Below are 25,393 nucleotides of genomic sequence, written 5' to 3'. Positions count from 1 at the left end.
TACAGCGGGCTCACCCTCTACCAGATCCTCGACGCCATCCAGGACCTGCTGAACTGCTGGACCGGCACCTGCACCACCTGCCACCGCTCCCTGCCAGAACATCCGCCACCAGCCCAAACCCAAGAGCCAGAGCAACCTAACGGAGTCCTACTAGAAACCGTCATGCGATCGTGTTTCCAGCAGTCGGACTCGCTGCTTTCGTGAACTCCGTAGACGGTCCCGAAACGAGGCGCCCCGATCCCGGCCGATGCCATTCTTCCTGCTCACCCACCCCGCGCTGACCGGCATGTCCCGCGAGCAGTTCGACCGGCTCGTGGAGGAGCTTGAGCCCTGCCGCCGGATCCTGGCCGAAGCCGAGCGCGAGAAGAGGAAGGACGTCAACCGGCGCGGATACAACCCCGGCTTCGGCTTCCTCGACCATCGTCACCGTGTCCTGGCCGCTGTCCTGAACCGCCGCAACACCGTCACGCTCACGCTGACGGCCCGACTGCTCGGCCGAGACCGCAGCACCCTGAGCTACCACGCTCATCGGACCATGCCGCTGCTGGCTTTCCGCCGCCCGTGACATCGCCGCGGCCCTCGCCCAGCCCCGGCGGACCCACCCACCCCGCTCAATCGAGGCCCTCCAGAGCGTGATCGCCGACCACGAGAGCAGCATCAATCCAGGCAGTAGTTGAATTACAGCTCCGGCGGCGGTGTTGCTGCACGCGTTTCCCGGCCGCAGCAGTGCCGCCACCGGTTCCCCGGCCGCAGCAGTGCCGCCACCGGTTCCCCGGATCCTGTCTGGCCGTGATCGACGAACGCGTCCGGGGCATCGGTGCCGGCCAGGTTCCCTATCCGTTCGCGGATTTCGGCCCTGGCCCCGACCACAGCGCATGCACAAGTCACGTTTCGATACGTGGCAGGAGAGGGGCGATGTCGGCGACTGGCCGGGCGGTATGCAGGCTGATCAGGTCTCCGAGCAAGTCGTTCAAGGGCGGCCAGGGGATGTCCCCATGGTCATTGTAAAGACTGACCAGGCCGTGCAGGGCGGTCCAGAGCAGGAGCCCGGCCTGCCACTGTTGCGCCTCGGTGGACCGCGTCCGGCCGGGATCGGCGACGGCCGCCAGGGCCGCGACGACGGAGCCGAGCAGTTCCGCCCCGGCTCCGTGGGCTGATCCGGGAACGAGGTCGGCGGGCATCCTTCCACCGAACAGCGTCCGATAGGGGCCGGGTTGCTCAACCCCCCAGCGGGTGTAGGCCCCGCACCGGGCGACGAGTTCGGCCAGCGGGTCTGCGGCGGATTCCGCGGCCTGGTCCATGAGCTGGGCCAGTTCGTCGTAGCGGAGCCGCAGGACATGCTCGATCAGTGCGCTGAGGTCGGGGAAGTGGCTGTAAATGCTGGCTGGGGCCACGCCGACCTCGCGCGCGACCTGACGGAGGGTGAGCGTCTCCGGCTGGTCCAGGGTCGCGAGCAGACGCGCCGCGGCCGCCACGAGCTCGGCCTTGAGCAGCTGCCCCTGCCCGCGCGGATTACGGCGACGGGTCCGGGCCTGCTCCGCGGACGCCATGGTTTGCCCCTTCCGACCTGCGTGAACCCCTACGTCAGCAGCCACCCAGCCTACCGGGCGGCTGGCTTCGCGACGCCGGGCGGCCGGGTTTGACACCGCTAACCAACACTTGTTTACTTACTTGACCAACGGTTGTTCAGTTAGAGGAGATTCCATGCGGATCGCAGTTCTCGGCGCTACCGGGAGGGTCGGCCGCCTGCTCGTCGATCAGGCGAGTGAGCGGGGGCACCACGTCGTGGCACTCGTGCGGGCCCCGGATCGGTTCACCAGGCCGGCTTCCATGCGCGTCGAGGTCCGGCAGGCGGATGTCATGTCCGTGCGCGCCTTCCCCGCCCTCGGCGACGTTGACGTGATCGCCTCGGCGATCGGTGCCAGCAAGGGCGACGCTCCCGGCGCACTGGTCGCCGGAGCCCGGGTGCTGGCCGGGTCCGGCGTCCGCATCGTGTGGCTGGGTGCGCTGGGTTCGGGCCAATCCTCCGGTGCGGGCGGCCTGCTCTACCAGGCGATCATGCGGATGGTCGTCGGCAAGGAACTGGCCGAGAAGGCCGAGGCCGACCAGATCGCACTCCAGGCCGGCGCCACGGTGGTGCATGCTCCGGACCTCACCGACGGTCCCATCAGCGCCGGAAGCGCTGTCGTCCCGCTGGCCGAGTATCGGCGGCCTTTGCTGCCGCCCAGGCTCTCCCGCGCCACGGTGGCCGCGCTGATGCTGGACGAGGCGGAGAGGGGCGGGCACGGCGGCGCAATCGTCGTGCCGCGTGGCTGATCGCAGGACCGCGCCACCCGTCCGACAGCCCCGACGGCCGGCCCGTCCAACGGTCCAACCGTCAGCGAACCGTCAAGCGCAGCGGGGGCCGGGCATCAAGGACGCCGCTCAGGGTCGGTGGTGTCACTTCCACCACCTGATGAGAGAACTGTCATGGCTAAGCTCTTGTACCGGCTCGGTGCCTTCGGCGCACGACGACGGCGCACGATGATCCTGGGATGGCTGATCGTTCTGGCCGCCGTCGCCGGCCTGGGAATCTCGACCGGCGGCTCACTCCAGAACACCAAGTCCATCCCCGGCTCACCGGCCCAGACCGCGTTGACGAGGATGGGCCAGCACTGGCCGACCCCGGACAGCCAGTCCGCGCAGATCGTCTTCCAGGCGCCGGCCGGTCGTCAACTGGCCGAGCCCGGCCTCCGGGGGCCGCTGCACGCGAGCCTGAAGGCTGCGGGCCGAGTCGCCGGCGTGACAGCGGTCGCCGACCCCGCCGCGAACGGCATGATCTCGCCCGACGGGCGGACCGCCGTGGCCGACGTGGACTTCGCCACTGCCAAAGACAAGGACGTACCCCTCCCCACGCTGGACGCCCTGAAGGCAACCGGCGACGCAGCCCGGAAGGCCGGGCTGACGGTCGTCTACGGCGGCGAAGGGTATGTCCCCACGAACGCCCCGATGGGCCCGACGGAGCTGATCGGTATCCTCGTCGCCCTCGCGATCTTGTTCATCACCTTCGGTTCGATGCTCGCGGCCGGGATGCCACTGCTCACCGCCGTCCTCGGCGTGGTCGGCAGCATGATGACGATCCTGGCCATGGCCTCGGCGGTCGGCATCTCCGAGAACGCCCCCACCCTGGCGATCATGCTCGGCCTCGCGGTCGGCATCGACTACGCGCTGCTCATCGTCTCGCGGCATCGCGCCCAGCTGGCCGCGGGCCTGCCTGTTGCCGAATCGGTGGCGAAGGCCACCGCGACTGCGGGCAGCGCCGTGGTCTTCGCCGGGGCGACCGTGCTCATCGCTCTGGCCGGGCTGTCGGTCGCCGGCGTGCCGATGCTCACCTCCATGGGTCTGGCCTCGGCGGGCGCTGTCGCGATGGCCGTGATCATGGCGCTGACCCTGCTGCCGGCGCTGCTGGCCGGTCTCGGCCGCAGGCTCGTTCCCAAGTCCGGCTCCAAGGCGGCCCGATCCGCCAACCCGGACAAGGTGACCCTCGGGACGAAGTGGGTGGGCGGCGTTCTGCGCCACCCGGTACGCAATCTGATCCTTGTGACGGTCGCGCTTATGGCGATCGCCGCCCCGGCCCTGCGGATGCAGACGTCCCTGACCGACGACGGCTCAAACCCCAAGTCGACCGCCACCCGCCAGGCGTACGACACGATCGGCCAAGCCTTCGGGCCCGGCGCCAACGGCCCGCTGGTAGTCCTCATCGAGGGTGCGAACGCGACGACCACGGCGCAGACCGCGACCGCGGTGGAGAAGAAGCTGCACGATGTCCAGGGCATCGCCGATATCAGCGGCATCGACACCGCGCAGGACCATACAGCGGCCCGAATCCGAGTCATCCCGACGACCGGCCCGCGCAGCCGGGCCACCAGCGACCTGGTCTCCCGCCTGAACACCGCCGTCGCACCGGTGTCCCGATACAACGGCGGCCGGGTCGCGGTCACCGGCCAGACGGCCGTCAGCATCGACGTCGCCACCAGACTCAGCGGCGCACTGATCCCGTTCGCGGTCGTCGTCGTGGGCCTGTCACTGCTGCTGCTGATGATTGCCTTCCGATCCATCGCCATCCCGGTCAAGGCCACCGTCGGATTCCTGCTCTCGGTCGGCGCAGCCTTCGGTGCGACCGTCGCCGTGTTCCAGTGGGGCTGGTTGGCGGGCCTGCTCGGCGTGCCCAGCCTCGGACCGATCGCCAGCTTCGCCCCCATCATCGTCATGGCGGTGCTGTTCGGCCTGGCCATGGACTACGAGGTCTTCCTGGTCTCCGCGATGCGCGAGGACTATGGCCACCGCAAGGACGCCCGCCGCGCGATCCTCGTCGGGGCCCGCAACGCCTCCCGGGTCGTGACCGCCGCCGCCCTGATCATGATTGCGGTCTTCCTCACCTTCGTTCTCGGCAAGGATCCCGACGTCATGCCCATCGCCTTCGGACTCGCCTTCGGCGTCCTCATCGACGCGTTCGCCGTCCGGATGACTCTGGTGCCCGCGGTCCTCACGCTGCTCGGCGACCGCGCCTGGTGGCTCCCGCGCCGCCTGGACCGCTTCCTGCCGCACCTGGACGTCGACGGCGAAAACCTCACCGCAGGCCCGGCTGACGCGGACCCCGCGGTGCTGGGCGACAACCTGGAAGCCGAGTCCGTGGCCCGATGAACGATTCCCCCGAAACCGACCGCGTCCTGGTCGTCGACGACGACCCCGGTATCAGGCGGCTGCTGATCTCCGCGCTCGGTTTCGCCGGTTTCGCCGTGGACGCGGCGGGCGACCTGACCGACGCCCTGGCGCAGATCGCCCGCCGCCCACCCGATGTCATCGTCCTGGACGTGATGCTCCCCGGGGCGGACGGCTTCGAGATCCTGCAGCTGTTGCGAGAGCGGGGTGTCGCGGTCCCCGTGCTCTTCCTCACTGCCCGCGACGCCGTGGAGGACCGGGTCCGTGGACTGCGCCTCGGTGGCGACGACTATGTCACCAAGCCGTTCAGCGTCGTCGAGGTCGGCGTCCGCCTGCAAGCACTGCTGCGCCGGGCCCGCGGCGGTCTGCCCGTCGACCAGGAGTCGAAACTCCGGTGCGCCGACCTGGAGATCGACGACCTGCGTCACGAGGTGTGCCGCGACGGTGAACTCATCGATCTGTCGCCCACGGAGTACCGGCTTCTGCACCACCTGATGGCGCACCAGGGCCAGGTGCTGTCGCGGTCGCAGATCCTCGAAGCCGTCTGGCAGTACGACTTCGGCGGCAACTCAGTGGTCGTCGAGCGCTTCGTCTCCAACCTCCGCCGCAAGATCGACCGCGGTCGCGCCCCGTTGCTGCACACCGTCCGCGGTGTCGGCTACACCCTGCGGCAACCGGCCGTCCGATGAACCTCGCGGGGCTGCACGGTCGCCTTCGCCCGTCCCGGGCCGGCGTCCGGCTGCGCATCCTGGCCGGACTGGCGGTCCTGCTCGTGGCCGGGCTGACGGCCAGCTCGGCGACCGGCGCGCTGCTGCTGGGGGACTATCTCCACAAACGCTACGTCCACACCCTGCAGGACAGCGCCACGCGGGTGCGGGCCGTCATCGCCAGGGGCCCCCAGGTCGCCGACGGCGATCAGCTCTCCGCACTGCTGGGTCCGCCGCTCGGCAGCATCGCCGTGGACGCGCACGACCGGATCCTGGTGTCCAGTGGGGCGGCCGACCTCGCTCCCGAGGCGTTGGTCCGCGCCACCGCCACGGTGCCCGCAGGCCGCGTCGTCGGCTTCGAGAACGCCAGGAACGGCGACGACCTCAGCGCCATCCGCATCCCCAGCCCCGGTATCACCCTGGTGCGCACCGGCGAGCCCGCCGTGCAGCCCACTGCCGTCATCCTGGTCGTCGACACCTCCGTCGACGACGCCACCACCGACACCCTCCTCGCCCGCCAACTGGTCATCGTCGCCGGCACCCTGGTCCTGCTCCTCGCCCTCGCCGTCCTCGTACTGCGCCTCGGCCTGCGACCGCTGGCCACGATGGCCGACAGCGCCGATGCCATCGCCGAAGGGCATCTGACCGAGCGCCTTCCGACCCGCGGCGACCGCAGCGAGACCGACCAACTGGCCGAAGCGGTCAACCGGGCCTTCGACGCCCAGGCCCGCGCCGAGGCCGCCGTCCGCTCCCTGGCAGCGGACACCTCACACGAACTGCGCACCCCGCTGTCCACCATCTCCGGCTGGCTCGACCTGCACCGCCAGGGCGGACTCACCGGCCCCCGCCTGGAGACCGCGCTCGGCCACATCGAGAACGAGGTCGGCCGCATGCGGCTGCTGGTTGAGGACCTCTCGCTGCTCGCCCGCCTCGACGCCGGCCGGCCCCTCGAACAAGCACCGCTCGACGTGACCGCGCTGGCCGCCAGCGTGGTGGAGGACGCGCACGTCATCCACCCCGACCGCGCCATCACGCTGACCACCGTCGGCGGCCGCGCCCGGGTAACCGGTGACGCCGCCCGCCTCCAGCAGGTACTGCGCAACCTGGTCGGCAACGCCGTCCAACACACCCCGGTGCAGACCGCTGTGCGCGTCACCGTCACCACGGTCCCCCGACGCGTCCAGATCGACGTGGCCGACGACGGCCCGGGCATCGCTCCCCAAGACCTGCCCCGCGTCTTCGAACGCTTCTGGCGCGCCGAGGCCAGCCGTAGCCGTTCCTACGGCGGTTCCGGCCTGGGACTGGCCATCGTCGAGGCGATCGTCCACGCGCATCACGGGCAGGTCTCGGTGGAATCCGCAGTCGGCGTCGGCACCACTGTGAGCGTGCGACTCAGCCCGGATCCACCGCGCGATAGTCGGTCTGTGGATAAGGGACTGCGAAGGGGCGCCCGCTGACCTGGGATGATGGGAGTTCCAACGCCCTCATCAGTCCCACGGAGCAAGGCATCTCGTAAGTGATCTTCCACAGGCCGACGGCGCTGTTCGCCGCTTTCGACGAGTGGGAGTCGCTGTCCACACCTGGTCAGCCGCTGCGCGGAACTGGTCGACCCCCGCGGTGACGATCCGGCCGCCGACACGGCGGTCTTCACGCTCCGGCTGCTCGCACAACGCGCCTTGCGGCTTCGGCAGGAAGTCACCGAACTCAAGCTGCCCACGATCAGGTCTTCCTTCCTGGGGAAGTACCGGTAGACGGCGCCTGCTGATTTGCCGGCCTCGGCGAACACGTCCAGCATGGATGTGCGATGGAAGCCGTTGCGGACGAAGCACCGGCGCGCGGCCGCAAGGATCCCGGCGCGTTGATCTTCCTTGTACCGCTGGCTCACCTGCGGCATGGGCCTTCCCTTCCTCTTCGGTTGCCACCCGGCGGTCACGAGTCCAGCTCAAAAGAAGCGGATGTCCGTCCTCTGTGGCTTGTCCGTATCACTGAAAGAGGAGGAGACCCATGCGCCTGCCAATGCTTCGCCCGGCGGACCTGACGGCTGAGCAGGAACCCGTGTACCGCGCCATGGACGCCATGGTCGAGGGAGAGGAGTACGCGGGCTTCGAGGTGCGCAACGCCGAGGGCGCCTTCGTCGGACCGTGGGGAGTGATGCTCCACTTCCCGGAGCTTGCGCAACCGCTCAGTCGTTTCATCGACCTTGCCCAACGGCTTCCCGGTCTGTCCGAGCGCGCGCGGCAGGTCGTGATCCTGACCATCGGGGCGCGCTTCAACGTCGCCTACGAGATGTACGCGCACGCCCGTCTGGCGTCGCGGGCCGGGCTGCGGCCGGACCAGGTAGCGACGCTGTGCGCGGGCGGCCGCCCGTCCGACCTGGCCGCGGAGGAGGTCCTTGCGGCTGACGTCGCAACCGCCCTGACAGCAGCGGGCCCCCTGCCGGAACCGCTGTACGACGCCGTCATCGAGGAGATGGGCCAGCAGGCCTTCGACGCGATCGTGTTCGTGACCATCCACTACCTGGCGCTCGGCGCCCTCCTCAACGCCTACGACGTGGAGGTGCCCGCTGGCCCTGCGAGCGCCCGGAAGCAGGACGAGGCCACGGTCTGAGAGGTCGGCGGCGTGGCGAAGACCGAGCCTGTCCACACGCCCGCGAGAAAGGGCATTCCCATGTTCGATGGCACCCCTGACCCCGCAGATTTCGGAACATTCGGCCGCTACCGGGAGCTCCCGGTCGAGGAGATGCCGCCGGAAACACGCAGCGCCTACGAGTACACGCGGCAACTGCGCGGCCTGGTGCCGGGCCCGCACAAGATCTGGCTGGCCAACCCCGAGCTGTCCAAGGCAATCGTGCCGACCGGAGCGTACTTCCAAGAAGACTCGTCACTGTCGAAGTCCGAGATCGAGATCGTCACGAACATCGTCACCGGCCACTGGAGGGCCGCCTATGCGGTCTATGAGCACGAGAAGATCGGCGTGCAGCTTGGCGGTCTGCATCCACAACAGGCCGAGGCCCTCATCGCCGGCCTTCCGACGTCGTTCGACGACCCCCGTCAGCAGATCGTGTACGAGCTCGCGTCAACCCTGGTGCAGCCACGCGTGGTTCCCGGCAACCTTTACCGCCGGGCCGAAGAGACGATCGGCGCGGAAGGCATCGTCGACGTCACCGTGTTGATGGGCTGGTTCACCGGCGTCTCGCTGACGCTTGCCGCCTTCGACGTGCCCTCGAACGCGGTCGGCCTGAAGCAATAGCCGGTGGGCTTTGGCCAATTCATCACCCCTCCCAGCGGCGCTTGAGCGATCCCGTGCAGCGCTCGGGCGCGCGTGGGAACATCCCGAAGGAGAAGAGACCATGACGAAGCAACTCCCCATGCCCTCGCCTCTGCCGGAGTCGATCCCGATCCCGAAGGCCGACCCGCCCGAGGGGATGGACCTTGTTGCGGTGCCGACCGGCGTGAACCACCGGACGGCCGCGTACGCGTACGCCGGCGGCTCCATCTTCGACAAGCGCGACTTCTACATCGGGTCCGCACTTATCAAGCACCCGCAAGGCGATCTTCTGGTCGACTCCGGTTTCGGACGCGACATCGTGAAGCAGATCGCCACGATGCCCCGCTTGTTCCAGAAGATGACCAAGTACGAGGTCTGGAAGACCGCCGCTGACCAACTGGAAGCAGCAGAGTACGACTTCGACCGGCTGTCCGGGATCCTGCTGACCCACGCACACTGGGACCACATGAGCGGCATCCCCGACTTCCCCGACCTGCCGGTCCTGGTCTCCCGTCGTGACCGAGCCGCATTCCACAATCCGGAAATGTTCGGCAACTTCCGCGGATACTTCCAGGAAATCCCGTTCAACTGGCGGGAGTTAATCTTCGAGGGCGGGCCCTACCTTGGCTTCCCCCGCCATCACGACGTGTACGGTGACGGCTCGATCGTCTGCGTCCCGGCCCCCGGGCACACGCCGGGCAGCGTCATCGTCTTCGTGACACTCCCGAAGCAGGTGCGCTACGCCCTGGTGGGGGATCTGGTATGGCAACGCGAGGGACTCACCCGCCGCGTGGAGCGTCCGTTCCCCATCAGGCGCCTGGGAGACTTCGACGCAGAAGGAAACCGTCAGAACATCCTCCGGATGGTTTCCATCATGCAACGCATCCCTGACCTGATTGTCGTACCGGCCCATGACCAGCGCGCCTTCGCGGAGATGAACCCACTGCCGAACGTCACCACCAGGGGCCTGACCCTGTCAGCTCAGTGACGTTTTCTCGACGGCGATCATTCCAGATCCGTTGAGGACGATGGCTGCCCGGGTGATGTCGCCGATCCGGCTGGGACTGATGGTGACGCGCTGGAGGGCGCGCCGGCGCTGTCACGGTTTCTGAGAGCCGATCGAGGGGCGCACGGGGGCCGGTGGCCGTTTCTTGATCTTGCTCGCACAAAGGGCCTTTTGTGGGTGTAACTGTGTACGCCTCCGACCTCTGCTCTCGCCCTGAGGAGATCGCCATGGGGTGGTTGGCGGAGCCGTAAGGCGTCACCAGAATCTGCATGACGATGGCAAGAATCGACGCCGTGAAGAATTGGAGGTGAGGGAGCAGCCAGGCTCCTTCCGAGTCCCAGCCGGAGGAACGATGCAGGCACAGAAGTGGCTCATCACCGGCGTCAGCAAGGGCCTCGGACGTGCCTTCGCCCAAGCGGCCCTGGCCGCCGGGCACACCGTCGTCGGCACGGTCCGCTCGGAGAAGGACCTGCGGGCCTTCGAAGAGCTCGAACCCGGGCACGCTCACAGCCGCATCCTGGACGTGACCGACGACGACGCCGTCTCGAATGTGATCACAGAGGTGGAGCAGAGCGTCGGAGCTCTGGACGTCGTCATCGCCAACGCGGGCTACGGCCTGGAGGGCACCTTCGAGGAGACCCCGCTGGCCGAGGTGCGGCGGCAGTTCGAGGTCAACGTACTCGGGGCAGTGGCCACCCTGCAGGCAGCCCTGCCCCACATGCGCCGGCGCCGCCGCGGACACCTGATGGCCGTCACCTCCATGGGCGGGCTGATGGCCGTGCCCGGCATGTCCGCCTACTGCGACAGCAAGTTCGCCCTGGAAGGCATCCTCGAGGCACTGGGCAAGGAGGTCGCGCAGTTCGGGATCCACGTGACGGCGATCGAGCCGGGCTCCTTCCGCACCGACTGGGCCGGACGGTCCATGACACGCACCGCGCGGTCCATCGACGACTACGACGAGCTGTTCACCCCCATCCGTGAAGCGCGGCAGAAGGCAAGCGGGAACCAGCTGGGCAATCCGGCCAAGGCCGGGGACGCCGTCGTGCACATCACGTCGGTCGACCAGCCGCCGGCCCACCTCGTCCTGAGCTCGGACGCGCTGCGACTGGTCACCGCCGCGCGCACGGCCGTGGACGAGGACATCCGCGCGTGGGAGACGCTCTCCCGTACCACCGACTTCACCGACGGCGCTCAGCTCTGATGCCCGCCCACCAACCCGCGCGGAGCCGACGCGCCGCCGAGCGCAAGGGCGATGTCCGGGAGCGGGCCATTCTGGACACCTGCGAAGCTCTGCTGGCGCAGAAGGGCTATGACGCCATGACCGTTGGCGACATCGCGCAGGGCGCCGGCATCACACGCGGCGCCCTGTACTTCTACTTCGGTTCCAAGCAGGAAGTGGTCACGGCGCTTGTGGCCCGGACCGTCGAGCACCTGTGGGAGCGGTCCCGGGCCACCGCGCAGACCGACGAGCCACGCCCGGCCATTGCAGCAGCCATGCGGCGCACGGTCGAGCTGTGGAACGAGCACGGTCTGGTCATGCGCACGGCGATCGACCTGTCGTTGACCGTGCCGGAGATCGGCGAGCTGTGGAGCCGTACAGCCGACTTGTTCATCACGGCCATCACCGCTGCCCTGGAACGAGCCGGCATTCAGGCCGGCACCGAACCGGAACAAGCGTCGGCGGTGGCACGCGCCCTGTGCTGGATGATCGAGCGGACCTTCTACCACGCCTCGCAGGAGTCCCGCGAGAATTTGCAGAAGGCATCCTCGACCTGCGAACACATCTGGCTGATCAGCGCCGGCCTGACCGTCTGATGCATCTGGCATGGACGGTGGAGCATAAGAACCGGACGTCGCGATTTCGAACAAAGCTCCTGTACATGGATCTCCACATCAGGTTCTGGATTCCGGCCCGGGTAGCTGCCACGAGGTTCCGGCAGGAGACCGGCGGCGCCCGGGGAAGCGCCCGGCTCGAACCACACGTCGACCTGCGTCCCGTCTACTCCTCGTCGGCGAGCAGGTCGAGCGGGAACTCGCTACCGCCCGCCGCCGATCGGGCGGTTTCCGCCAGCACGTTCAGGTGACGACAAAACTCCTATGCAGTCTCATTCCGCCCTCTGATACTTGACGCCCATGCCAGAGTGGGTTCGCGTCAGAACGATCGGGGGCGGGGCAGTGTTCTCTCGCCATCGGCCAACGGATCCGTCATCACCGTATGTGACGGCTGCACGAGATCCAGCGTGACTGACGCTATGTCAGACTTTCAAGATCATCTTGCACCTGCGTTGCACAAGACGCTGAAAACCACCGATGGTCAGGGGTGGCTGGTGAAGCGACGAATCCGCAGGTCACAGCGGATTTTAGGCGGTGTGCCCCCTGAGGGCAGGGGGCACACCGTCCGGGTGGATCACACGTCGAAGTACAGCTCGAACTCGTGCGGGTGCGGGCGGAGCTGGAGGGGGGCGATCTCGTTGGTGCGCTTGAAGTCGATCCACGTCTCGATCAGGTCGGACGTGAAGACGTCACCGGCGAGCAGGAACTCGTGGTCGCGCTCCAGGGAGTCGAGGACGGCCGGCAGGGAGGTCGGGACCTGCGGGACGCCCGCGTGCTCCTCGGGGGCCAGCTCGTAGAGGTCCTTGTCGATCGGCTCGGCCGGCTCGATCTTGTTCTTGATGCCGTCCAGGCCCGCGAGCAGCAGCGCCGAGAAGGCGAGGTACGGGTTGCCGGAGGAGTCGGGCGCGCGGAACTCGACGCGCTTGGCCTTCGGGTTCGAACCCGTGATCGGGATACGCATCGCGGCCGAGCGGTTGCGCTGCGAGTACACCAGGTTCACCGGGGCCTCGAAGCCGGGCACGAGGCGGTGGTACGAGTTCACCGTCGGGTTGGTGAAGGCCAGCAGTGACGGGGCGTGCCTGAGGATGCCGCCGATGTAGTAGCGGGCGGTGTCGGACAGGCCCGCGTAGCCGGCCTCGTCGTAGAACAGCGGGTCGCCGTTGGCCCACAGCGACTGGTGCACGTGCATGCCCGAGCCGTTGTCGCCGAAGATCGGCTTCGGCATGAAGGTCGCGGTCTTGCCGTTGCGCCAGGCAACGTTCTTCACGATGTACTTGAAGAGCTGGAGGTCGTCGGCGGCCGCGAGCAGCGTGTTGAACTTGTAGTTGATCTCCGCCTGGCCGGCGGTGCCCACCTCGTGGTGCTGGCGCTCGACCTTCAGGCCGTTCTTCTCCAGCTCCAGGGAGATCTCGGCGCGCAGGTCGGCGAAGTGGTCGACCGGCGGGACCGGGAAGTAGCCGCCCTTGTAGCGGACCTTGTACCCACGGTTGTCCTCGAGGGCGCCGGTGTTCCAGGCACCCGCCTCGGAGTCGATGTGGTAGAAGGACTCGTTCGCGGTGGTCGCGAAGCGGACGCTGTCGAAGACGTAGAACTCGGCCTCGGGGCCGAAGTACGCGGTGTCGGCGATGCCCGTCGACGCGAGGTACGCCTCCGCCTTCTTCGCCACGTTGCGCGGGTCACGGGAGTACTGCTCGCCCGTGATCGGGTCGTGGATGAAGAAGTTGATGTTGAGCGTCTTGTCGCGGCGGAAGGGGTCGACCCGGGCCGTCGACAGGTCCGCGCGCAGCGCCATGTCGGACTCGTGGATCGCCTGGAAACCGCGGATCGAGGATCCGTCGAAGGCGAGCTCCTCGTCCGGGTCGAACGCATCGACGGGCACCGTGAAGTGCTGCATGACGCCCGGCAGGTCGCAGAACCGGACGTCGACGAACTTGACGTCCTCGTCAGCGATGAACTTCTTGGTCTCGTCGGCGTTCTGGAACATCCAGCTCCTCCTACTTCCGGGCGTTCCCGCGCCGGGGTGGTAGTTCGTTCGTGCGGCCAGTGCGGTGGCACACGTTGTCCTCGACCCTAGGGACGGGTGATTTCTCGGGCGTGACCCATTTGTTTCGCTGAAGTTAACCGCCCTTGTTCCACGGTAGCCCCGCGGCACCCCGCCGGACCCCGGGCGTTTGCCCGGGCAGTACCGTGTTCGGGTGGACAACAGGCAAGCAATGGGATCGTGGCTCTCGGGGCCCCGCGCGGCCATGGAAGAGGCCGGTGCGGAGTTCGGGTACCGGGGCGAGCAGCTGGGTCTGCCGGAGGACGGGCCGGGCTCCATCGCCCGTCCGGGGCGGCGGCTCGGTGCGCTGGTCGTGGACTGGGCGCTGTGCGTCTTGATCGCATACGGCCTGATCACCGACGGCTACAGCCCGGCTACCGGCAACTGGGCGCTGCTCGTCTTCTTCGTCCTGGGTGTCCTGACCGTCGGTACGATCGGCTTCACGCCGGGTAAGCGGCTGTTCCGGCTGCGGGTGGTCGGCGTGGGGACGGGGCGGGTGCAGCCGTTGCGCGCGCTGGCCCGCACGGTGCTGCTGTGCCTCGCGATCCCGGCGCTGGTGTGGGACCGCGACGGCAGGGGGCTGCACGACCGGCTGGCGAAGACCGTCGAGGTCCGTATCTGAGGCGCGGGTGAGGGTGTGTCGCCCAGCCGTCCGCCGGGTGCTGTCTCGTCGGCGGCTGCGGGTGGCACGTGGCTGCTCGCGCCCACGCGGCGGACCGCTCATCGATACAGCCCCACGCCCCTGACGGGGCGCTGTAGTCACGTCGGTCACACAGCCGCGGGCAGGGGCTCACCTTCTGCGCAGCAGCCGGGCCAGTACGTCCCGCAGCGCTCCCTCCGGGTCCGCCACCGCGCCCTCCGAGCGCCAGGCCACGAATCCGTCCGGCCGTACCAGCACCGCGCCGTCCGCCGTCGTTCCGTGTGCCGCCGCCCAGTCCGTGCCCTCCCCGTCGTGGACGAGGTCCGCCCCCGCTGCCCCGATCCGGTACGTGTCCAGTCGTAGCCGCTCCGTGTCCGCGATCCGGCGGGCCGCCGCGTGCCAGGCCGCGCCCGCCGCCGAGCCCGCGTCGCTGAGCAGCACCAGGGACCGCTCGTACAGGTCGAGCGTGGACAGCCGTTCGTCCGCGCGGCGCAGCCACAGGTGGGGGGCCCGGCTGCCCGGCTGCCCGGTCAGGTTCATCCCATCGGGTACGACCGGCTGGCCGGGGTCCGTGCCGAGGACCGCGCCCTTCGGGTACCGGTAGCCGAGGACGATGTTGAGGATGCCGCCGCGCTTGCCGGCGCCGATGCCCGGCGCGGGCGCGAACCCGGGGTGGCTGTGCTCCACCGAGCGGGCCGAGGCGCGGGCGCTGGTGGTGAGGGCGACCGGGCGGCGCTCGGCGTCGTACGACTCCAGCAGCCCGGGGCCGGCCCAGCCGTCGAGGACGGCCGCCAGCTTCCACGCCAGGTTGTGCGCGTCCTGGATGCCGGTGTTGGAGCCGAACGCGCCGGTCGGGGACATCTCGTGCGCGGAGTCGCCGGCCAGGAAGACCCGCCCGGACCCATACCGTTCGGCGACCCGTTCGGCGGCCCGCCAGGAGGCGCGGCCGGTGACCTCGACGTCGAGGTCGGGGACGCCGACGGCCCGGCGGATGTGCCGGGTGAGGCGCTCCTCGGTGAACTCGTCGAGGGTTTCGCCGCGTTCGGGGTGCCACGGGGCGTGGAAGACCCAGTGCTCCTTGTTGTCGACGGGCAGCAGCGCGCCGTCCGCCTCGGGGTGGGTGAGGTAGCAGCAGATGAACCGCCGGTCCCCGACGGTGTCGGCGAGCAGCTTGGAGCGGAAGGTGATGCTGACGTTGGCGAACAGGTCGCCGGGGCCCGTCTGGCCGATGCCGAGCCGGCCCCGGACCGGGCTGCGCGGGCCGTCGGCGGCGACCAGGTAGTCCGCGCGGACGGTGTACATCCGGTCGGAGTCACGGTCGCGGACGTACGCGGTCACTCCTTCGGGGTCCTGTTCGAAGGACTCCATCTCGTGGAAGTAGCGCAGCTCGCCGGTGAGGGACTCGGCCGCCCGGCGGAGCACGGGTTCGAGGTCGTTCTGGCTGCACAGGCACCACCCCGTAGGGCTGAACCTCGCGATTCCGCCGCCGGGATCGATCTCCTTGAACAGCCATTCGCCGGCGTCGCCGACCAGCGTCGGGGTCTGCAGGATGCCGTGGTTCTCGGCGAGGAGTGAGGCGGCGGACTTGATGCCGGGCTCGATGCCGGCCTTCCGGAACAGCTCCATCGTCCGCACGTTGTTGCCCCGGCCGCGTGGGTGGATCGAGGTCCCGGAGTGCCGTTCCACGAGCATGTGGCGTACGCCTAGACGGCCCAGGAAGAGGGACATGGACAGGCCCACGAGGGAGCCGCCCACGACGAGGACGGGGACCTGGTGATCGGTTCTGTGCTGCATCGGGGACTCCAGGGGCGGGTGGCGGTGCGTCAGGTGCCTTGGAACTTCCATGCCCCTTCCGCGCCTTTCGGAGGGGTTCCGCGTGCTCAATCACCCACCTGGTTCACGCGAGTCGCGCGCTTCGGAGGACCGGCACAGGATCAAAAAGCGCTGACGCCGCGTCATCGGCGAAGGCGCAGGCCGTTGCCCCCGCGAAGGAGATGTGCGAAGCATGACGACGATCTCGGAAAAGGTTTCGGAAAAGCTGACCCGCCCGGTGTCGAAACGGGTCTCCCAGTCCGTCTTCGACGGCTCCCGGCTCCGGGTCGTCCTGCTGGTGGACGTCTACGAGGGCGCGCAGCAGCAGTTCCTGGAGGCCTACGAGCAGCTGTGCAACCAGGTCGCCCAGGTGCCCGGCCACGTCAGCGACCAGCTCTGCCAGTCGATCGAGAACCCCTCGCAGTGGCTGATCACCAGCGAGTGGGAGAGCGCCCCGCCGTTCCTCGCCTGGGTGAACAGCGAGGAGCACGTGGAGATGGTCAAGCCGCTGCACAACTGCGTGCGCGACACCCGCTCGCTGCGCTTCCAGGTCGTCCGCGAGACCGGCGGGCCGGCGGCGGACGCGGTGCGGGTCCTGCAGGCCGAGCCGCGGATGGGCGACGGCGTGATCCGCCACGCGCTCACCTTCACGGTGCGGCCGGGGAGTGAGGCCGAGGTCGCGAAGATCCTCGCGGACTACGCCTCGCCCCAGGCGAAGGTCGACGACTCCACCCGGCTGTGCCGCACCTCCTTGTTCATGCACGGCAACCGGGTGGTGCGGGCCATCGAGGTGCGCGGCGACCTGATGGCCGCCCTGCGCCATGTCGCCCGGCAGCCCGAGGTGCGGGCCGTCGAGGAGGCCATCAACCCCTATCTGGAGCAGGACCGCGACCTCGACGACCAGGACTCCGCACGGGTGTTCTTCACCCGGGCGGCGCTGCCGGCCGTGCACCACGTCAACAGCGCCGATGAGCTGGCCGAGGGCGACCGTCACGCGCTCTACTACCCGGCCCGCCCGGGCTGCGGGATGCGGCTCGCCGAGCTGCTCGCGCAGCAGGACGAGGCCGCGGCCGAGGATCCGGCGAGCCCGGTGCTGCACAGCACGGTCTTCCAGCGCGACGACGTCGTCGTACGGCTGGTCGAGCAGCGGCCCGGCACCCCCGTGGACGCCGTCCCGGCCCATGCGCTGACCGCCCTGCTGGACGGCGACACGGTGCGGATGCGGCTCCTCACCGACCGCCGTTCGCCCGACGCCTGACTCCACCCCCGCCGGATCACCCTCAGGGAGGAACGTAGAGATGAAGCCCATTCCGAAGATCGTGGACCTCAGCGAGATCGAGCCAAACACGCGGCGCGGCGGCGACCTGCGCGCCATGCTCACCCCGGCCACGGTGGGTTCCACCAGCGGTTTCATGGGTGTGGCCATCGTGCAGCCGGGCGACCGCATCGCCGAGCACTACCACCCGTACTCCGAGGAGTTCGTGTACGTGGTCTGCGGTGAGATGGAGGTCGACCTGGACGGCGAGCCGCACTCGCTGCGGCCCGAGCAGGGGCTGATGATCCCCATCAACATGCGCCACCGCTTCCGCAACGTGGGCAATGTCGAGGCCCGGATCGTCTTCCACCTCGGCCCGCTGGCCCCGCGCCCGAGCCAGGGCCATGTCGACACGGAGGAGACGGAAGCCGCCGTCGCCGTGGGGCAGGTCCGGTCGTGACCCGGCGCGTGGCGGTTACGGGCATAGGCATCGTGGCTCCGGGGGGTGTGGGCGTACCGGCGTTCTGGGACTTGCTCGCCTCCGGCCGGACCGCGACGCGCGGCATCACCTTCTTCGACCCCTCCGGCCTCCGGTCGCGGATCGCCGCCGAGTGCGACTTCGACCCGGCGGCGCACGGCCTGGATGCCGAGGACATCGAACGGGCGGACCGTTACATACAGTTCGCCCTGGTCGCCGGTGACGAGGCGGTCCGGGACTCCGGTCTCGACTTCGGCCGGGAGGACCCCTGGCGGATCGGGGTCTCCCTGGGTACGGCCGTCGGCGGCACCACCCGTCTGGAGCACGACTACGTCCTGGTGAGCGCCGGCGGCCAGCACTGGGACGTGGACCACCGGCAGGCGGGGCCCCAGCTGCACCGGGCGTTCTCGCCGAGCACCCTCGCCTCCGCGGTGGCGGAACGTTTCGGCGCCCAGGGTCCGGTGCAGACCGTCTCCACCGGCTGCACCTCGGGCCTGGACGCCGTCGGCTACGCCTTCCACACCGTGCAGGAGGGCCGCGCCGACATCTGCATCGCCGGTGCCTCGGACTCCCCGATCTCCCCGATCACCATGGCCTGCTTCGACGCGATCAAGGCCACCTCCCCGAACAACGACGACCCCGAGCACGCCTCGCGCCCGTTCGACAACCGCCGTGACGGGTTCGTCATGGGCGAGGGCGGCGCGGTGCTCGTCCTGGAGGAGCTGGAGCGCGCCAAGGCCCGCGGCGCGCACATCTACTGCCAGCTCGACGGCTACGCCACCTTCGGCAACGCCTACCACATGACCGGTCTCACCAGCGAGGGCCTGGAGATGGCCCGCGCCATCGAGACCGCCCTCGACCACGCCCGCCTCGACCCCACCGCCATCGACTACGTCAACGCGCACGGCTCCGGCACCCGGCAGAACGACCGCCACGAGACCGCGGCCGTGAAGAAGGCGCTCGGGCAGCACGCCTACAGCACGCCCATGAGCTCCATCAAGTCCATGGTGGGCCACTCGCTCGGCGCCATCGGTGCGATCGAGGTCGTCGCCTGCGTGCTCGCCCTGGCCCACCAGGTCGTCCCGCCCACCGCGAACTACGAGACCCCCGACCCCGAGTGCGACCTCGACTACGTGCCGCGGGTCGCCCGCGAACGGCCCCTGGGCGGCGTCCTGTCCGTGGGCAGCGGGTTCGGCGGTTTCCAGTCCGCGGTGATCCTGACCCGGCCGAGAGGAAGGACAAGGACACGATGAGCGGATCCCGTCCTCGGCGGGCTGCGGTCACCGGTATCGGTGTCGTCGCGCCCAACGGAACCAGCACCGAGACCTTCTGGAAATCCGTCCAGGAGGGACGCAACGTCCTCGACAAGGTGACCCGCGACGGCTGCGAGCACCTGCCCATGAAGGTGGCCGGAGAAGTCCGCGACTTCGACCCGGCGGCCGCCGTCGAGGAACGTCTCATCGTCCAGACCGACCGATTCACGCACTTCGCGATGGCCGCGGCCGACCTGGCACTCGAAGACGCCCGGCTCGGCCGCGCCGACACCGACGGCTCGCCCTTCGACATCGGCGTGGTCACCGCGGCCGGCTCCGGCGGCGGCGAGTTCGGCCAGCGGGAGCTCCAGCAACTCTGGGGCAAGGGCAGCCGGTTCGTCGGCCCCTACCAGTCCATCGCCTGGTTCTACGCGGCCAGCACCGGTCAGATCTCCATCCGGCGCGGCTTCAAGGGACCCTGCTCGGTGGTCGCCGCCGACGAGGCCGGCGGCCTGGACGCCCTCGCCCACGCGGCCCGCGCGGTGCGACGCGGCACCGACGTCATCGTGGCCGGCTCCACCGAGGCGCCCATAGCTCCGTACTCGATGGTCTGCCAGCTCGGCTACCAGGAGCTCAGCCGGGAGACCGACCCGGCCCGCGCCTACCGCCCGTTCACCGAACAGGCCTGCGGGTTCGTGCCGGCCGAGGGCGGCGCCATGCTCGTCGTGGAGGACGTCGGCTCGGCCCGGGAACGCGGGCTGCCGGTACGGGCCACCCTCGACGGACACGCGTCGACCTTCACCGGGGCCTCCCGCTGGGCCGACTCGAGGGCCGGGCTCGCCCAGGCGATCCGCGGCGCCCTCGCCGAGGCCGGCTGCGCCCCCGAGGAGGTCGACGTGGTCTTCGCGGACGCCCTCGGCGTCCCGGAGGCCGACCGGGCGGAGGCACTGGCCATCGCCGACGCCCTGGGCGCGCACGGCCGGCGCGTGCCCGTCACCGCGCCCAAGACCGGGATCGGCCGGGGGTACTGCGCGGCCCCCGTCCTGGACACCGCCGCCGCGGTGCTCGCCATGGAACACGGCCTGATCCCGCCGACCCCGGGTGTCCACGACATCTGCCACGACCTCGACCTCGTGACCGGCAGCGCCCGCGCCGCCGCACCACGCACGGCGCTGGTCCTCAGCCGGGGACTCATGGGGTCGAACTCGGCACTCGTGCTGCGCCACGGCACGGCCGGGTGAGCCGGAGAGAAACAGCTGCCCAGCAGCGAAGGAGAAGGAGTTCCTATGAGCATCACCGTGGACGAACTGTCCGAACTCATGAAGAAGGCCGCCGGCGTCACCGTCGCCCCGGCCGACCTGCAGGACCGGCGTGACACCGGCTTCGACGTCTTCGGCGTCGACTCGCTCGGCCTGCTCGGCATCGTCGGCGAGCTGGAGAACCGGCACGGCGTGCCCATGCCGGTGGACGCCGAGCGGTGCAAGACCCCCCGCCAGTTCCTCGACCTCGTCAACAGCGCCATGCCCGCGGGAGCCTGACATGACCGGACACACCCAGAACGAGATCACCATCTCCGCGCCCGTCGACCTGGTCTGGGACATGACCAACGACGTGGCCAACTGGACGCAGCTGTTCAGCGAGTACGCCGGCGTCGAGATCCTCGAAGAGGAGGGGAACAAGGTCACCTTCCGGCTGACCATGCACCCCGACGAGAACGGCAAGGTGTGGAGCTGGGTCTCCGAGCGCGAGACCGACCGCCCCAACCTGTCCGTCCGGGCCCGCCGCGTGGAGACCGGCCCCTTCGCCCACATGAACATCCGCTGGCAGTACGAGGAAGTGCCGGCCGGCACCCGGATGATCTGGGTCCAGGACTTCGCGATGAAGCCGGAAGCCCCCGTCGACGACGAGTGGATGACCGACAACATCAACAAGAACTCCAAGGTCCAGATGGCCCTGATCCGGGACAAGATCGAGAAGGCGGCCACCGGCCGGCGCCCCGACCCGGCCCTGGCCGACTGAGCCGGCCGTCGGGAAGACAGGAACGGAGAGACACGTGCACCAGGCCCTGATCGTCGCCCGTATGGCACCGGGCTCCGCCCCCGACATCGCGAAGGTGTTCGCGGAGTCCGACCGGGGAGAGCTGCCGCACCTCGTCGGGGTGGTCCGGCGCAGCCTCTTCCAGTTCGGTGATGTGTACATGCACCTCATCGAGTCCGAGCGCGAGCCGGGACCGGCCATCGCCAAGGTCACCTCGCACCCCGACTTCAGGGACGTCAGCGACCGTCTCACGGCGTACGTCAGCGCGTACGACCCGGAGACCTGGCGCTCCCCGAAGGACGCGATGGCCCAGCGCTTCTACCTCTGGGAGCGCGACGGCGGCGCGTGAACCGCGGTACCGCCGTACGCCAACGGTGCCGGACCCGCGCAGAACGCGGGCCCGGCACCGGCGTGTCCGGGACCTGCCTCAGGCGGGCACCGTGCAGTCGAAGGCGTGCAGATACGGGTTGACCGGGCGGATGTCGTTGACGCTCAGACCGGCCTCGGTCAGCCGGCGCACCATGCTGTCGGTGGTGTGCTTGGCCCCGCCGACGTTCAGGAGCAGCAGCAGGTCCATCGCGGTGCTGAACCGCATCGACGGGGTGTCGTCGACCAGGTTCTCGATCACCACGACCCGGGTCCCGGGGCCGCCCGCCGCGACCACGTTGGCCAGCAGCTGCGCGGTGGACTCGTCGTCCCACTCCAGGATGTTCTTGATGATGTAGACGTCCGCGTCGACCGGTACGGCCTCCCGGATGTCACCCGGCACGATGCGCGCCCGGTCCTCCAGGTCACCGCCCGGGCGCAGCCGCGGCAGGGCCTTCTCCACCACCCGCGGCAGGTCCAGCAGATAGCCCTTCATCGCCGGGTACTTGTCCAGCAGACAGGCCACCACGTGCCCCTGGCCACCGCCGAGGTCCGCGACCGACCGGCTGCCGGACAGGTCGAGCAGGGCTGCGACCTCACGGGCCGACTGCTCGCTGGAGGTGGTCATCGCCCGGTTGAAGACGTCCGCCGACTCCGGCGCGTCCTCGTTCAGGTAGACGAAGAACTCCTTGCCGTAGAGGTCCTCGATGACGTTGCGGCCGCTGCGCACGGCCTCGTCCAGCTTCGGCCAGGCGTCCCAGGTCCACGGCTCGGTGCACCACAGGGCGATGTAGCGCAGGCTGTGCGGGTCGTCCTCGCGCAGCAGCCGGGAGGTCTCGGTGTGGGCGAACGTCCCGTCCGGGCGCTCGGCGAAGACGCCGTAGCAGGACAGGGCGCGCAGCAGCCGGCGCAGCGGCCCGGGGTCGGTCTTCACCGCGGACGCCAGGCTCTCCACGGTCATCGGAGCGTCCCCGAGCGCGTCGGCGACGCGCAGCCGGGCGGCCGCGCGGACGGCGGCGGCACAGGCCGCCCCGAACACGAGCTCGCGCAGCCGCATCGACGGCGGCGGTGCGTCGTCCCGCGCCGGATCCTTCGGCGCCGAGAGATCGCGTGCTGGTGCGGTCATGTGCCGCCTACCTTCCTTGTGGGGGGTGTCGTACGGCCGTCAGGTCAGCACAGACCGGCGGGCTTGGACTTCTTGCAGGTGTTGCTCTTGAAGCTGTTGCCGTGCTTGGTGGCTTCCTGGTTGACCAGGTCGGCGGGGGCGTTGCCCGACAGCTTGTTGTGGGTGACCTGGTTCTTGTCGCTGGTGGCGCCCACGAAGCTCTTGAAGACCACGACACCGCCCGACATCGGGGACTTGCCCGAGTTGCCGGTGACCGTGTTCCCGGTGACCAGGGTGTCCTCGGCGCCGGTCAGGACGATGCCGGAGCCCTGCAGGAAAGAGAGCCGGGCCGTCTTCTTGCAGTACTTGTTGTTCTTCACGACCTGGTTGTCGGCGACGACGATGTGACCGGCCTTCGGCTTGTTCTCGTCGCCGACGATGAACACGCCCGCGCAGTTGCCGTTCACCGAGTTGTCCGAGACGGTCAGGTTGCGCAGCCGGCGCACGGTGACGCCGATCCGGTTCTTCTCCAGCAGGTTGTGTTCGACCACCGTGCCGTCGGTGTCGGGGGCACCCTTCTCCGCGGTGATGGTGTTGGCGAGGAACAGACCCGCGTCGCCGTTGTTCCGGGCGACGTTGTACCGGTAGGCGCTGTGCACGGAGCGCTCTTCGGCGATGCCCCACTGGCCGTTCTTGACGGCGGCCACGCCGTGCACGTTCAGGTTGGCCGCGCCGACCGCCATGACGCCGGTCCGGGAGAACCCGGTCACGGTCATCCGGGCGATGGTGACGTTCTCGACGGGCCGGCTCTTGGTGCCGACCACGCAGATGCCGTTGCCCATCTCCGCGCACGACTTCTGGGCGGCGGCCTTCTGCGGCATGGCCTTCTTGGCCTTCTTGGCCTTCTTGGCCGGCTGGAGCACGGTCTCCTGGCCCGCGCCGCGCAGGGTGAGGTCGGGCGTGGTCACCTTGACGCTCTCGTGGTACGTGCCGGCCAGTACGAGGACGGTGTCGCCGGGCTCGGCCGCGTCCACGGCCTTCTGGATCGACTCACCCGGATGCACCACGAGGGTGCGGTGGGTGGCGGTGGCCGGGGCGGCGCCGAGGAGGGAGCCGCACAGGGCGGCGGCGCAGGCGAGGTATGTGATATGGCGTTTTGTCACATTTTGCAGGTTAGGAGCCGATGACCCGATTACCCGCTGGATACGCCGTTCGGCGGCGTGTCATCTGGGGCTGTGACCGAGATACGCGCCGTCGTCTGGGGCCTGGGGCGGGTTGTGACATCGATTGAACGGACCGCGTATCCGCGGTTCAAGCGGCTGATCACCGCGCATGAGCTGCATCTGTTCTTCTCCCCGAGCCGCGATGAGCTGGAGTGGACGGCCGATGCCACGGACCGCGATGAGCATCTGCTGGCGCTGCTGACGGTTCCGTCACCTGATGCGGGTGGCCGTCTCCGTACGCGAGGGCACCATCTCCTGACCTGACCGCCGCCGGTCTCGGTCAGGCTGCCTGAGCCGTGAGGGAACTAGCTGGTGACGCCCTTCACGGGAGCGGGCCGGTATACCCCGGGATCCTGCTGCGAGGGTCGGCCTCCAACACCGTGGCCCGGGCAGGTGATCCGACAGCGCTGCCGTGGGGGCGGGGTCTGTGACGGTTCTTGTGGGCCCTCGCCGTATTTCAGAGGGATACCCGCGCTGCTCTGCCAGCGGCAGAACACCGGCCGGACCGGGCTCGACGATCACTACAGTCCAGTCTCATGACGACGATTACGACGCGTACGGTCGAGTATCCGGCCGACGGTTTGACGATGATCGGGCACCTCGCGCTCCCGGCCGGTGTCGACCGCCGGCCCGCGGTGCTGCTCGGACCAGAGGGCATGGGGCTCAGCGACGTCGAGCGCCGCCGGGCCGATGCTCTCGCCGAGCTGGGATATGTAGCGCTGGCCTTCGACCTTCATGGCGGGCGCTATTTGGGCGACCCCGAGGAGATGCTGGCCCGTTGCCTGCCGCTGCTCGCCGACCCCGAGCGGATGCGAGGCATCGGCCATGCGGCGCTCGATGTGTTGCGCACCGAACCGCGGACCGACCCCGACCGGATCGCCGCCGTCGGCTATGGCACGGGGGGTGCCGTCGGGCTGGAACTCGGGCGCGGCGGCGTCAGCCTGCGCGCGATCGGGACAGTCAACGCACTGACCACGGGCCGACCGGGCGAGGCGGCGCGCATCCGCTGCCCGGTGTGGGCCGGGGTCGGGTCGGAAGACCCGATCATGCCGCCCGCGCAACGGGACGCGTTCACCGCCGAGATGCAGGCCGCGGGCGTCGACTGGCGCCTCGTCATTTACGGCGGCGCCTTGCACGCCTTCCACCACCCGCCGGTCGGCCACCCCGTGGTCCCCGGCGTCGGCTACCACCCACGGCACGCGCAGCGAGCCTGGCGCGACGTCGTCGACCTGCTCGCCGAGTGCCTGCCCGTGACGGAGGATCTGGGGCATGACCCAGGCAAGCATGCCGGCCCCGGGCGCTGACAGTCCACTCCCCTCAGGTCCGCACAGCAGAAACGCATTCGGGCGGTTACTCGATCGCGGAGACGTATTCACAACTACCGCAGTGAATACCGGATTTACTGCGGCAGAGCCCCTACGGTGATCACCGCGACCTGCGGCGGACCAATCCGGCCGCCGGGGCGAGGTGTACGCATTTACTGCGGCCGTGGATCGAGTGCGATCCGACGATCGGCATCGAGCGGCGGCCGGCGTCGCTGGACCGCACCAAGGCTCTCGCGGAGAACCAGATCGCCGCCCTGTGGCGCCTCGACGTCGCGCTGCGGGAGAAGACGCGGTGGGAGATGCTCTACGAGTCCGCCGCACGGGCCGACGAGGTGCTGTGCCTC

Annotated in this window: 26 protein-coding genes and 1 pseudogene; 21 read left to right on the top strand and 6 right to left on the bottom strand. The window is 69.4% G+C overall.

Features of this window, described 5'->3' with window-relative positions:
- Together AB0D59_RS22245 and AB0D59_RS22240 are read left to right on the top strand one after the other, a co-directional pair.
- Positions 1–204 (top strand): hypothetical protein (locus AB0D59_RS22245; protein WP_362567863.1); only part of this gene is annotated, 204 nt, incomplete at its 5' end.
- 43 nt (positions 205–247) lie between these two features.
- Complete coding sequence (locus tag AB0D59_RS22240) at positions 248–565, top strand: hypothetical protein (protein WP_362567860.1); 318 nt, start codon at positions 248–250, stop codon at positions 563–565.
- Positions 566–884: 319 nt separating this feature from the next.
- Here AB0D59_RS22240 and AB0D59_RS22235 read toward each other — a convergent pair whose 3' ends face one another.
- Complete coding sequence (locus tag AB0D59_RS22235) at positions 885–1,550, bottom strand: TetR/AcrR family transcriptional regulator (protein WP_362567857.1); 666 nt, start codon at positions 1,548–1,550, stop codon at positions 885–887.
- Between the two features lie 154 nt (positions 1,551–1,704).
- On the opposite strand from AB0D59_RS22235, the gene AB0D59_RS22230 reads away from it, so the two are divergent.
- From AB0D59_RS22230 to AB0D59_RS22215, 4 genes are all read left to right on the top strand, one after another.
- Positions 1,705–2,316: an NAD(P)-binding oxidoreductase gene (locus tag AB0D59_RS22230; RefSeq protein WP_362567854.1), complete on the top strand. Its 612-nt coding sequence runs from the start codon at positions 1,705–1,707 to the stop codon at positions 2,314–2,316.
- 153 nt (positions 2,317–2,469) lie between these two features.
- Positions 2,470–4,683, top strand: coding sequence for an MMPL family transporter (locus AB0D59_RS22225; protein ID WP_362567851.1), 2,214 nt, complete (start codon positions 2,470–2,472; stop codon positions 4,681–4,683).
- Entirely contained in the window at positions 4,680–5,390 is a 711-nt protein-coding gene (locus AB0D59_RS22220) for a response regulator transcription factor (RefSeq protein WP_362567849.1), read from the top strand. The genes AB0D59_RS22225 and AB0D59_RS22220 overlap by 4 nt, the downstream gene beginning before the upstream one ends.
- Positions 5,387–6,865: an ATP-binding protein gene (locus AB0D59_RS22215; protein WP_362567846.1), complete on the top strand. Its 1,479-nt coding sequence runs from the start codon at positions 5,387–5,389 to the stop codon at positions 6,863–6,865. The genes AB0D59_RS22220 and AB0D59_RS22215 overlap by 4 nt, the downstream gene beginning before the upstream one ends.
- 272 nt (positions 6,866–7,137) lie before the next feature.
- On the opposite strand, the pseudogene AB0D59_RS22210 reads toward AB0D59_RS22215, so the two are convergent.
- A pseudogene (locus AB0D59_RS22210) lies at positions 7,138–7,302 on the bottom strand (helix-turn-helix domain-containing protein); the annotation flags it as partial.
- Between the two features lie 110 nt (positions 7,303–7,412).
- On the opposite strand from AB0D59_RS22210, the gene AB0D59_RS22205 reads away from it, so the two are divergent.
- The 5 genes from AB0D59_RS22205 to AB0D59_RS22185 all read left to right on the top strand — a co-directional run bounded on the left by AB0D59_RS22205 (position 7,413) and on the right by AB0D59_RS22185 (position 11,496).
- On the top strand, positions 7,413–8,015 hold the full coding sequence (locus AB0D59_RS22205) for a hypothetical protein (protein ID WP_362567843.1): 603 nt from the start codon (positions 7,413–7,415) through the stop codon (positions 8,013–8,015).
- A gap of 12 nt (positions 8,016–8,027) precedes the next feature.
- Positions 8,028–8,657: a carboxymuconolactone decarboxylase gene (locus AB0D59_RS22200; RefSeq protein ID WP_362567840.1), complete on the top strand. Its 630-nt coding sequence runs from the start codon at positions 8,028–8,030 to the stop codon at positions 8,655–8,657.
- A gap of 100 nt (positions 8,658–8,757) precedes the next feature.
- Positions 8,758–9,663, top strand: a complete 906-nt coding sequence (locus AB0D59_RS22195) for an MBL fold metallo-hydrolase (protein WP_362567837.1) — start codon at positions 8,758–8,760, stop codon at positions 9,661–9,663.
- 370 nt (positions 9,664–10,033) lie between these two features.
- Positions 10,034–10,882 carry an oxidoreductase gene (locus AB0D59_RS22190; RefSeq protein ID WP_362567834.1) on the top strand — a complete coding sequence of 283 codons (849 nt, stop codon included), beginning with the start codon at positions 10,034–10,036 and terminating at the stop codon, positions 10,880–10,882.
- Entirely contained in the window at positions 10,882–11,496 is a 615-nt protein-coding gene (locus AB0D59_RS22185; RefSeq protein ID WP_362567832.1) for a TetR/AcrR family transcriptional regulator, read from the top strand. Before AB0D59_RS22190 ends, AB0D59_RS22185 begins: the two co-directional genes overlap by 1 nt.
- A gap of 592 nt (positions 11,497–12,088) precedes the next feature.
- Here AB0D59_RS22185 and glnA read toward each other — a convergent pair.
- The gene (glnA, locus tag AB0D59_RS22180; protein ID WP_362567829.1) at positions 12,089–13,498 is read right to left on the bottom strand and encodes a type I glutamate--ammonia ligase; all 1,410 of its coding nucleotides are present in this window, start codon (positions 13,496–13,498) and stop codon (positions 12,089–12,091) included.
- A gap of 211 nt (positions 13,499–13,709) precedes the next feature.
- Here glnA and AB0D59_RS22175 point away from each other — a divergent pair, with 211 nt between their 5' ends.
- Positions 13,710–14,177 carry an RDD family protein gene (locus AB0D59_RS22175; RefSeq protein ID WP_362567827.1) on the top strand — a complete coding sequence of 156 codons (468 nt, stop codon included), beginning with the start codon at positions 13,710–13,712 and terminating at the stop codon, positions 14,175–14,177.
- A gap of 168 nt (positions 14,178–14,345) precedes the next feature.
- Here the strand turns inward: AB0D59_RS22175 and AB0D59_RS22170 are convergent, their stop codons facing one another.
- On the bottom strand, positions 14,346–15,989 hold the full coding sequence (locus AB0D59_RS22170) for an FAD-dependent monooxygenase (RefSeq protein ID WP_362567824.1): 1,644 nt from the start codon (positions 15,987–15,989) through the stop codon (positions 14,346–14,348).
- 211 nt (positions 15,990–16,200) lie between these two features.
- On the opposite strand from AB0D59_RS22170, the gene AB0D59_RS22165 reads away from it, so the two are divergent.
- Genes AB0D59_RS22165 through AB0D59_RS22135 form a run of 7 tightly spaced genes read left to right on the top strand, consistent with a single transcriptional unit; the run spans position 16,201 to position 21,379 of the window.
- Positions 16,201–17,265, top strand: coding sequence for a SchA/CurD-like domain-containing protein (locus AB0D59_RS22165; RefSeq protein WP_362567821.1), 1,065 nt, complete (start codon positions 16,201–16,203; stop codon positions 17,263–17,265).
- Positions 17,266–17,305: 40 nt separating this feature from the next.
- Positions 17,306–17,722, top strand: coding sequence for a cupin domain-containing protein (locus tag AB0D59_RS22160; protein WP_362567818.1), 417 nt, complete (start codon positions 17,306–17,308; stop codon positions 17,720–17,722).
- Positions 17,719–18,993: a beta-ketoacyl-[acyl-carrier-protein] synthase family protein gene (locus AB0D59_RS22155; RefSeq protein WP_362567815.1), complete on the top strand. Its 1,275-nt coding sequence runs from the start codon at positions 17,719–17,721 to the stop codon at positions 18,991–18,993. Before AB0D59_RS22160 ends, AB0D59_RS22155 begins: the two co-directional genes overlap by 4 nt.
- The gene (locus tag AB0D59_RS22150) at positions 18,990–20,234 is read left to right on the top strand and encodes a ketosynthase chain-length factor (RefSeq protein ID WP_362567812.1); all 1,245 of its coding nucleotides are present in this window, start codon (positions 18,990–18,992) and stop codon (positions 20,232–20,234) included. The genes AB0D59_RS22155 and AB0D59_RS22150 overlap by 4 nt, the downstream gene beginning before the upstream one ends.
- Before the next feature lie 45 nt (positions 20,235–20,279).
- Entirely contained in the window at positions 20,280–20,531 is a 252-nt protein-coding gene (locus AB0D59_RS22145; protein ID WP_362567809.1) for an acyl carrier protein, read from the top strand.
- A 1-nt stretch (position 20,532) separates the two neighbouring features.
- On the top strand, positions 20,533–21,012 hold the full coding sequence (locus AB0D59_RS22140) for an SRPBCC family protein (RefSeq protein ID WP_362567806.1): 480 nt from the start codon (positions 20,533–20,535) through the stop codon (positions 21,010–21,012).
- Between the two features lie 34 nt (positions 21,013–21,046).
- Entirely contained in the window at positions 21,047–21,379 is a 333-nt protein-coding gene (locus tag AB0D59_RS22135; RefSeq protein WP_362567803.1) for a TcmI family type II polyketide cyclase, read from the top strand.
- A gap of 78 nt (positions 21,380–21,457) precedes the next feature.
- On the opposite strand, the gene AB0D59_RS22130 is transcribed toward AB0D59_RS22135, so the two are convergent.
- Complete coding sequence (locus AB0D59_RS22130) at positions 21,458–22,522, bottom strand: methyltransferase (RefSeq protein WP_362567800.1); 1,065 nt, start codon at positions 22,520–22,522, stop codon at positions 21,458–21,460.
- A 44-nt stretch (positions 22,523–22,566) separates the two neighbouring features.
- Positions 22,567–23,664, bottom strand: a complete 1,098-nt coding sequence (locus AB0D59_RS22125; RefSeq protein WP_362567797.1) for a right-handed parallel beta-helix repeat-containing protein — start codon at positions 23,662–23,664, stop codon at positions 22,567–22,569.
- Between the two features lie 114 nt (positions 23,665–23,778).
- Between AB0D59_RS22125 and AB0D59_RS22120 the strand changes: the two genes are divergently transcribed.
- Both AB0D59_RS22120 and AB0D59_RS22115 read left to right on the top strand, forming a co-directional pair.
- Complete coding sequence (locus AB0D59_RS22120; RefSeq protein WP_362567794.1) at positions 23,779–23,988, top strand: hypothetical protein; 210 nt, start codon at positions 23,779–23,781, stop codon at positions 23,986–23,988.
- Between the two features lie 272 nt (positions 23,989–24,260).
- Positions 24,261–25,028 (top strand): dienelactone hydrolase family protein, encoded by a 768-nt coding sequence (locus tag AB0D59_RS22115; RefSeq protein WP_362567791.1) that lies wholly within the window; start codon positions 24,261–24,263, stop codon positions 25,026–25,028.
- Positions 25,029–25,393: the final 365 nt, after the last annotated feature.

Source organism: Streptomyces sp. NPDC048417 (genome assembly GCF_040651615.1).
Classification (GTDB): Bacteria; Actinomycetota; Actinomycetes; order Streptomycetales; family Streptomycetaceae; genus Streptomyces.
This window is presented reverse-complemented; position numbering and strand designations above follow the sequence as displayed.

Bases quoted from the DNA above. Each gene is read 5' to 3' on its own strand.
- AB0D59_RS22140 (WP_362567806.1), top strand. From the start codon at position 20,533: ATGACCGGACACACCCAGAACGAGATCACCATCTCCGCGCCCGTCGAC.
- AB0D59_RS22225 (WP_362567851.1), top strand. From the start codon at position 2,470: ATGGCTAAGCTCTTGTACCGGCTCGGTGCCTTCGGCGCACGACGACGG.
- AB0D59_RS22130 (WP_362567800.1), bottom strand. From the start codon at position 22,522: ATGACCGCACCAGCACGCGATCTCTCGGCGCCGAAGGATCCGGCGCGG.
- AB0D59_RS22195 (WP_362567837.1), top strand. From the start codon at position 8,758: ATGACGAAGCAACTCCCCATGCCCTCGCCTCTGCCGGAGTCGATCCCG.
- AB0D59_RS22170 (WP_362567824.1), bottom strand. From the start codon at position 15,989: ATGCAGCACAGAACCGATCACCAGGTCCCCGTCCTCGTCGTGGGCGGC.
- glnA (WP_362567829.1), bottom strand. From the start codon at position 13,498: ATGTTCCAGAACGCCGACGAGACCAAGAAGTTCATCGCTGACGAGGAC.
- AB0D59_RS22240 (WP_362567860.1), top strand. From the start codon at position 248: ATGCCATTCTTCCTGCTCACCCACCCCGCGCTGACCGGCATGTCCCGC.
- AB0D59_RS22165 (WP_362567821.1), top strand. From the start codon at position 16,201: ATGACGACGATCTCGGAAAAGGTTTCGGAAAAGCTGACCCGCCCGGTG.
- AB0D59_RS22160 (WP_362567818.1), top strand. From the start codon at position 17,306: ATGAAGCCCATTCCGAAGATCGTGGACCTCAGCGAGATCGAGCCAAAC.
- AB0D59_RS22220 (WP_362567849.1), top strand. From the start codon at position 4,680: ATGAACGATTCCCCCGAAACCGACCGCGTCCTGGTCGTCGACGACGAC.
- AB0D59_RS22215 (WP_362567846.1), top strand. From the start codon at position 5,387: ATGAACCTCGCGGGGCTGCACGGTCGCCTTCGCCCGTCCCGGGCCGGC.
- AB0D59_RS22185 (WP_362567832.1), top strand. From the start codon at position 10,882: ATGCCCGCCCACCAACCCGCGCGGAGCCGACGCGCCGCCGAGCGCAAG.
- AB0D59_RS22145 (WP_362567809.1), top strand. From the start codon at position 20,280: ATGAGCATCACCGTGGACGAACTGTCCGAACTCATGAAGAAGGCCGCC.
- AB0D59_RS22115 (WP_362567791.1), top strand. From the start codon at position 24,261: ATGACGACGATTACGACGCGTACGGTCGAGTATCCGGCCGACGGTTTG.
- AB0D59_RS22205 (WP_362567843.1), top strand. From the start codon at position 7,413: ATGCGCCTGCCAATGCTTCGCCCGGCGGACCTGACGGCTGAGCAGGAA.
- AB0D59_RS22190 (WP_362567834.1), top strand. From the start codon at position 10,034: ATGCAGGCACAGAAGTGGCTCATCACCGGCGTCAGCAAGGGCCTCGGA.
- AB0D59_RS22235 (WP_362567857.1), bottom strand. From the start codon at position 1,550: ATGGCGTCCGCGGAGCAGGCCCGGACCCGTCGCCGTAATCCGCGCGGG.
- AB0D59_RS22230 (WP_362567854.1), top strand. From the start codon at position 1,705: ATGCGGATCGCAGTTCTCGGCGCTACCGGGAGGGTCGGCCGCCTGCTC.
- AB0D59_RS22150 (WP_362567812.1), top strand. From the start codon at position 18,990: ATGAGCGGATCCCGTCCTCGGCGGGCTGCGGTCACCGGTATCGGTGTC.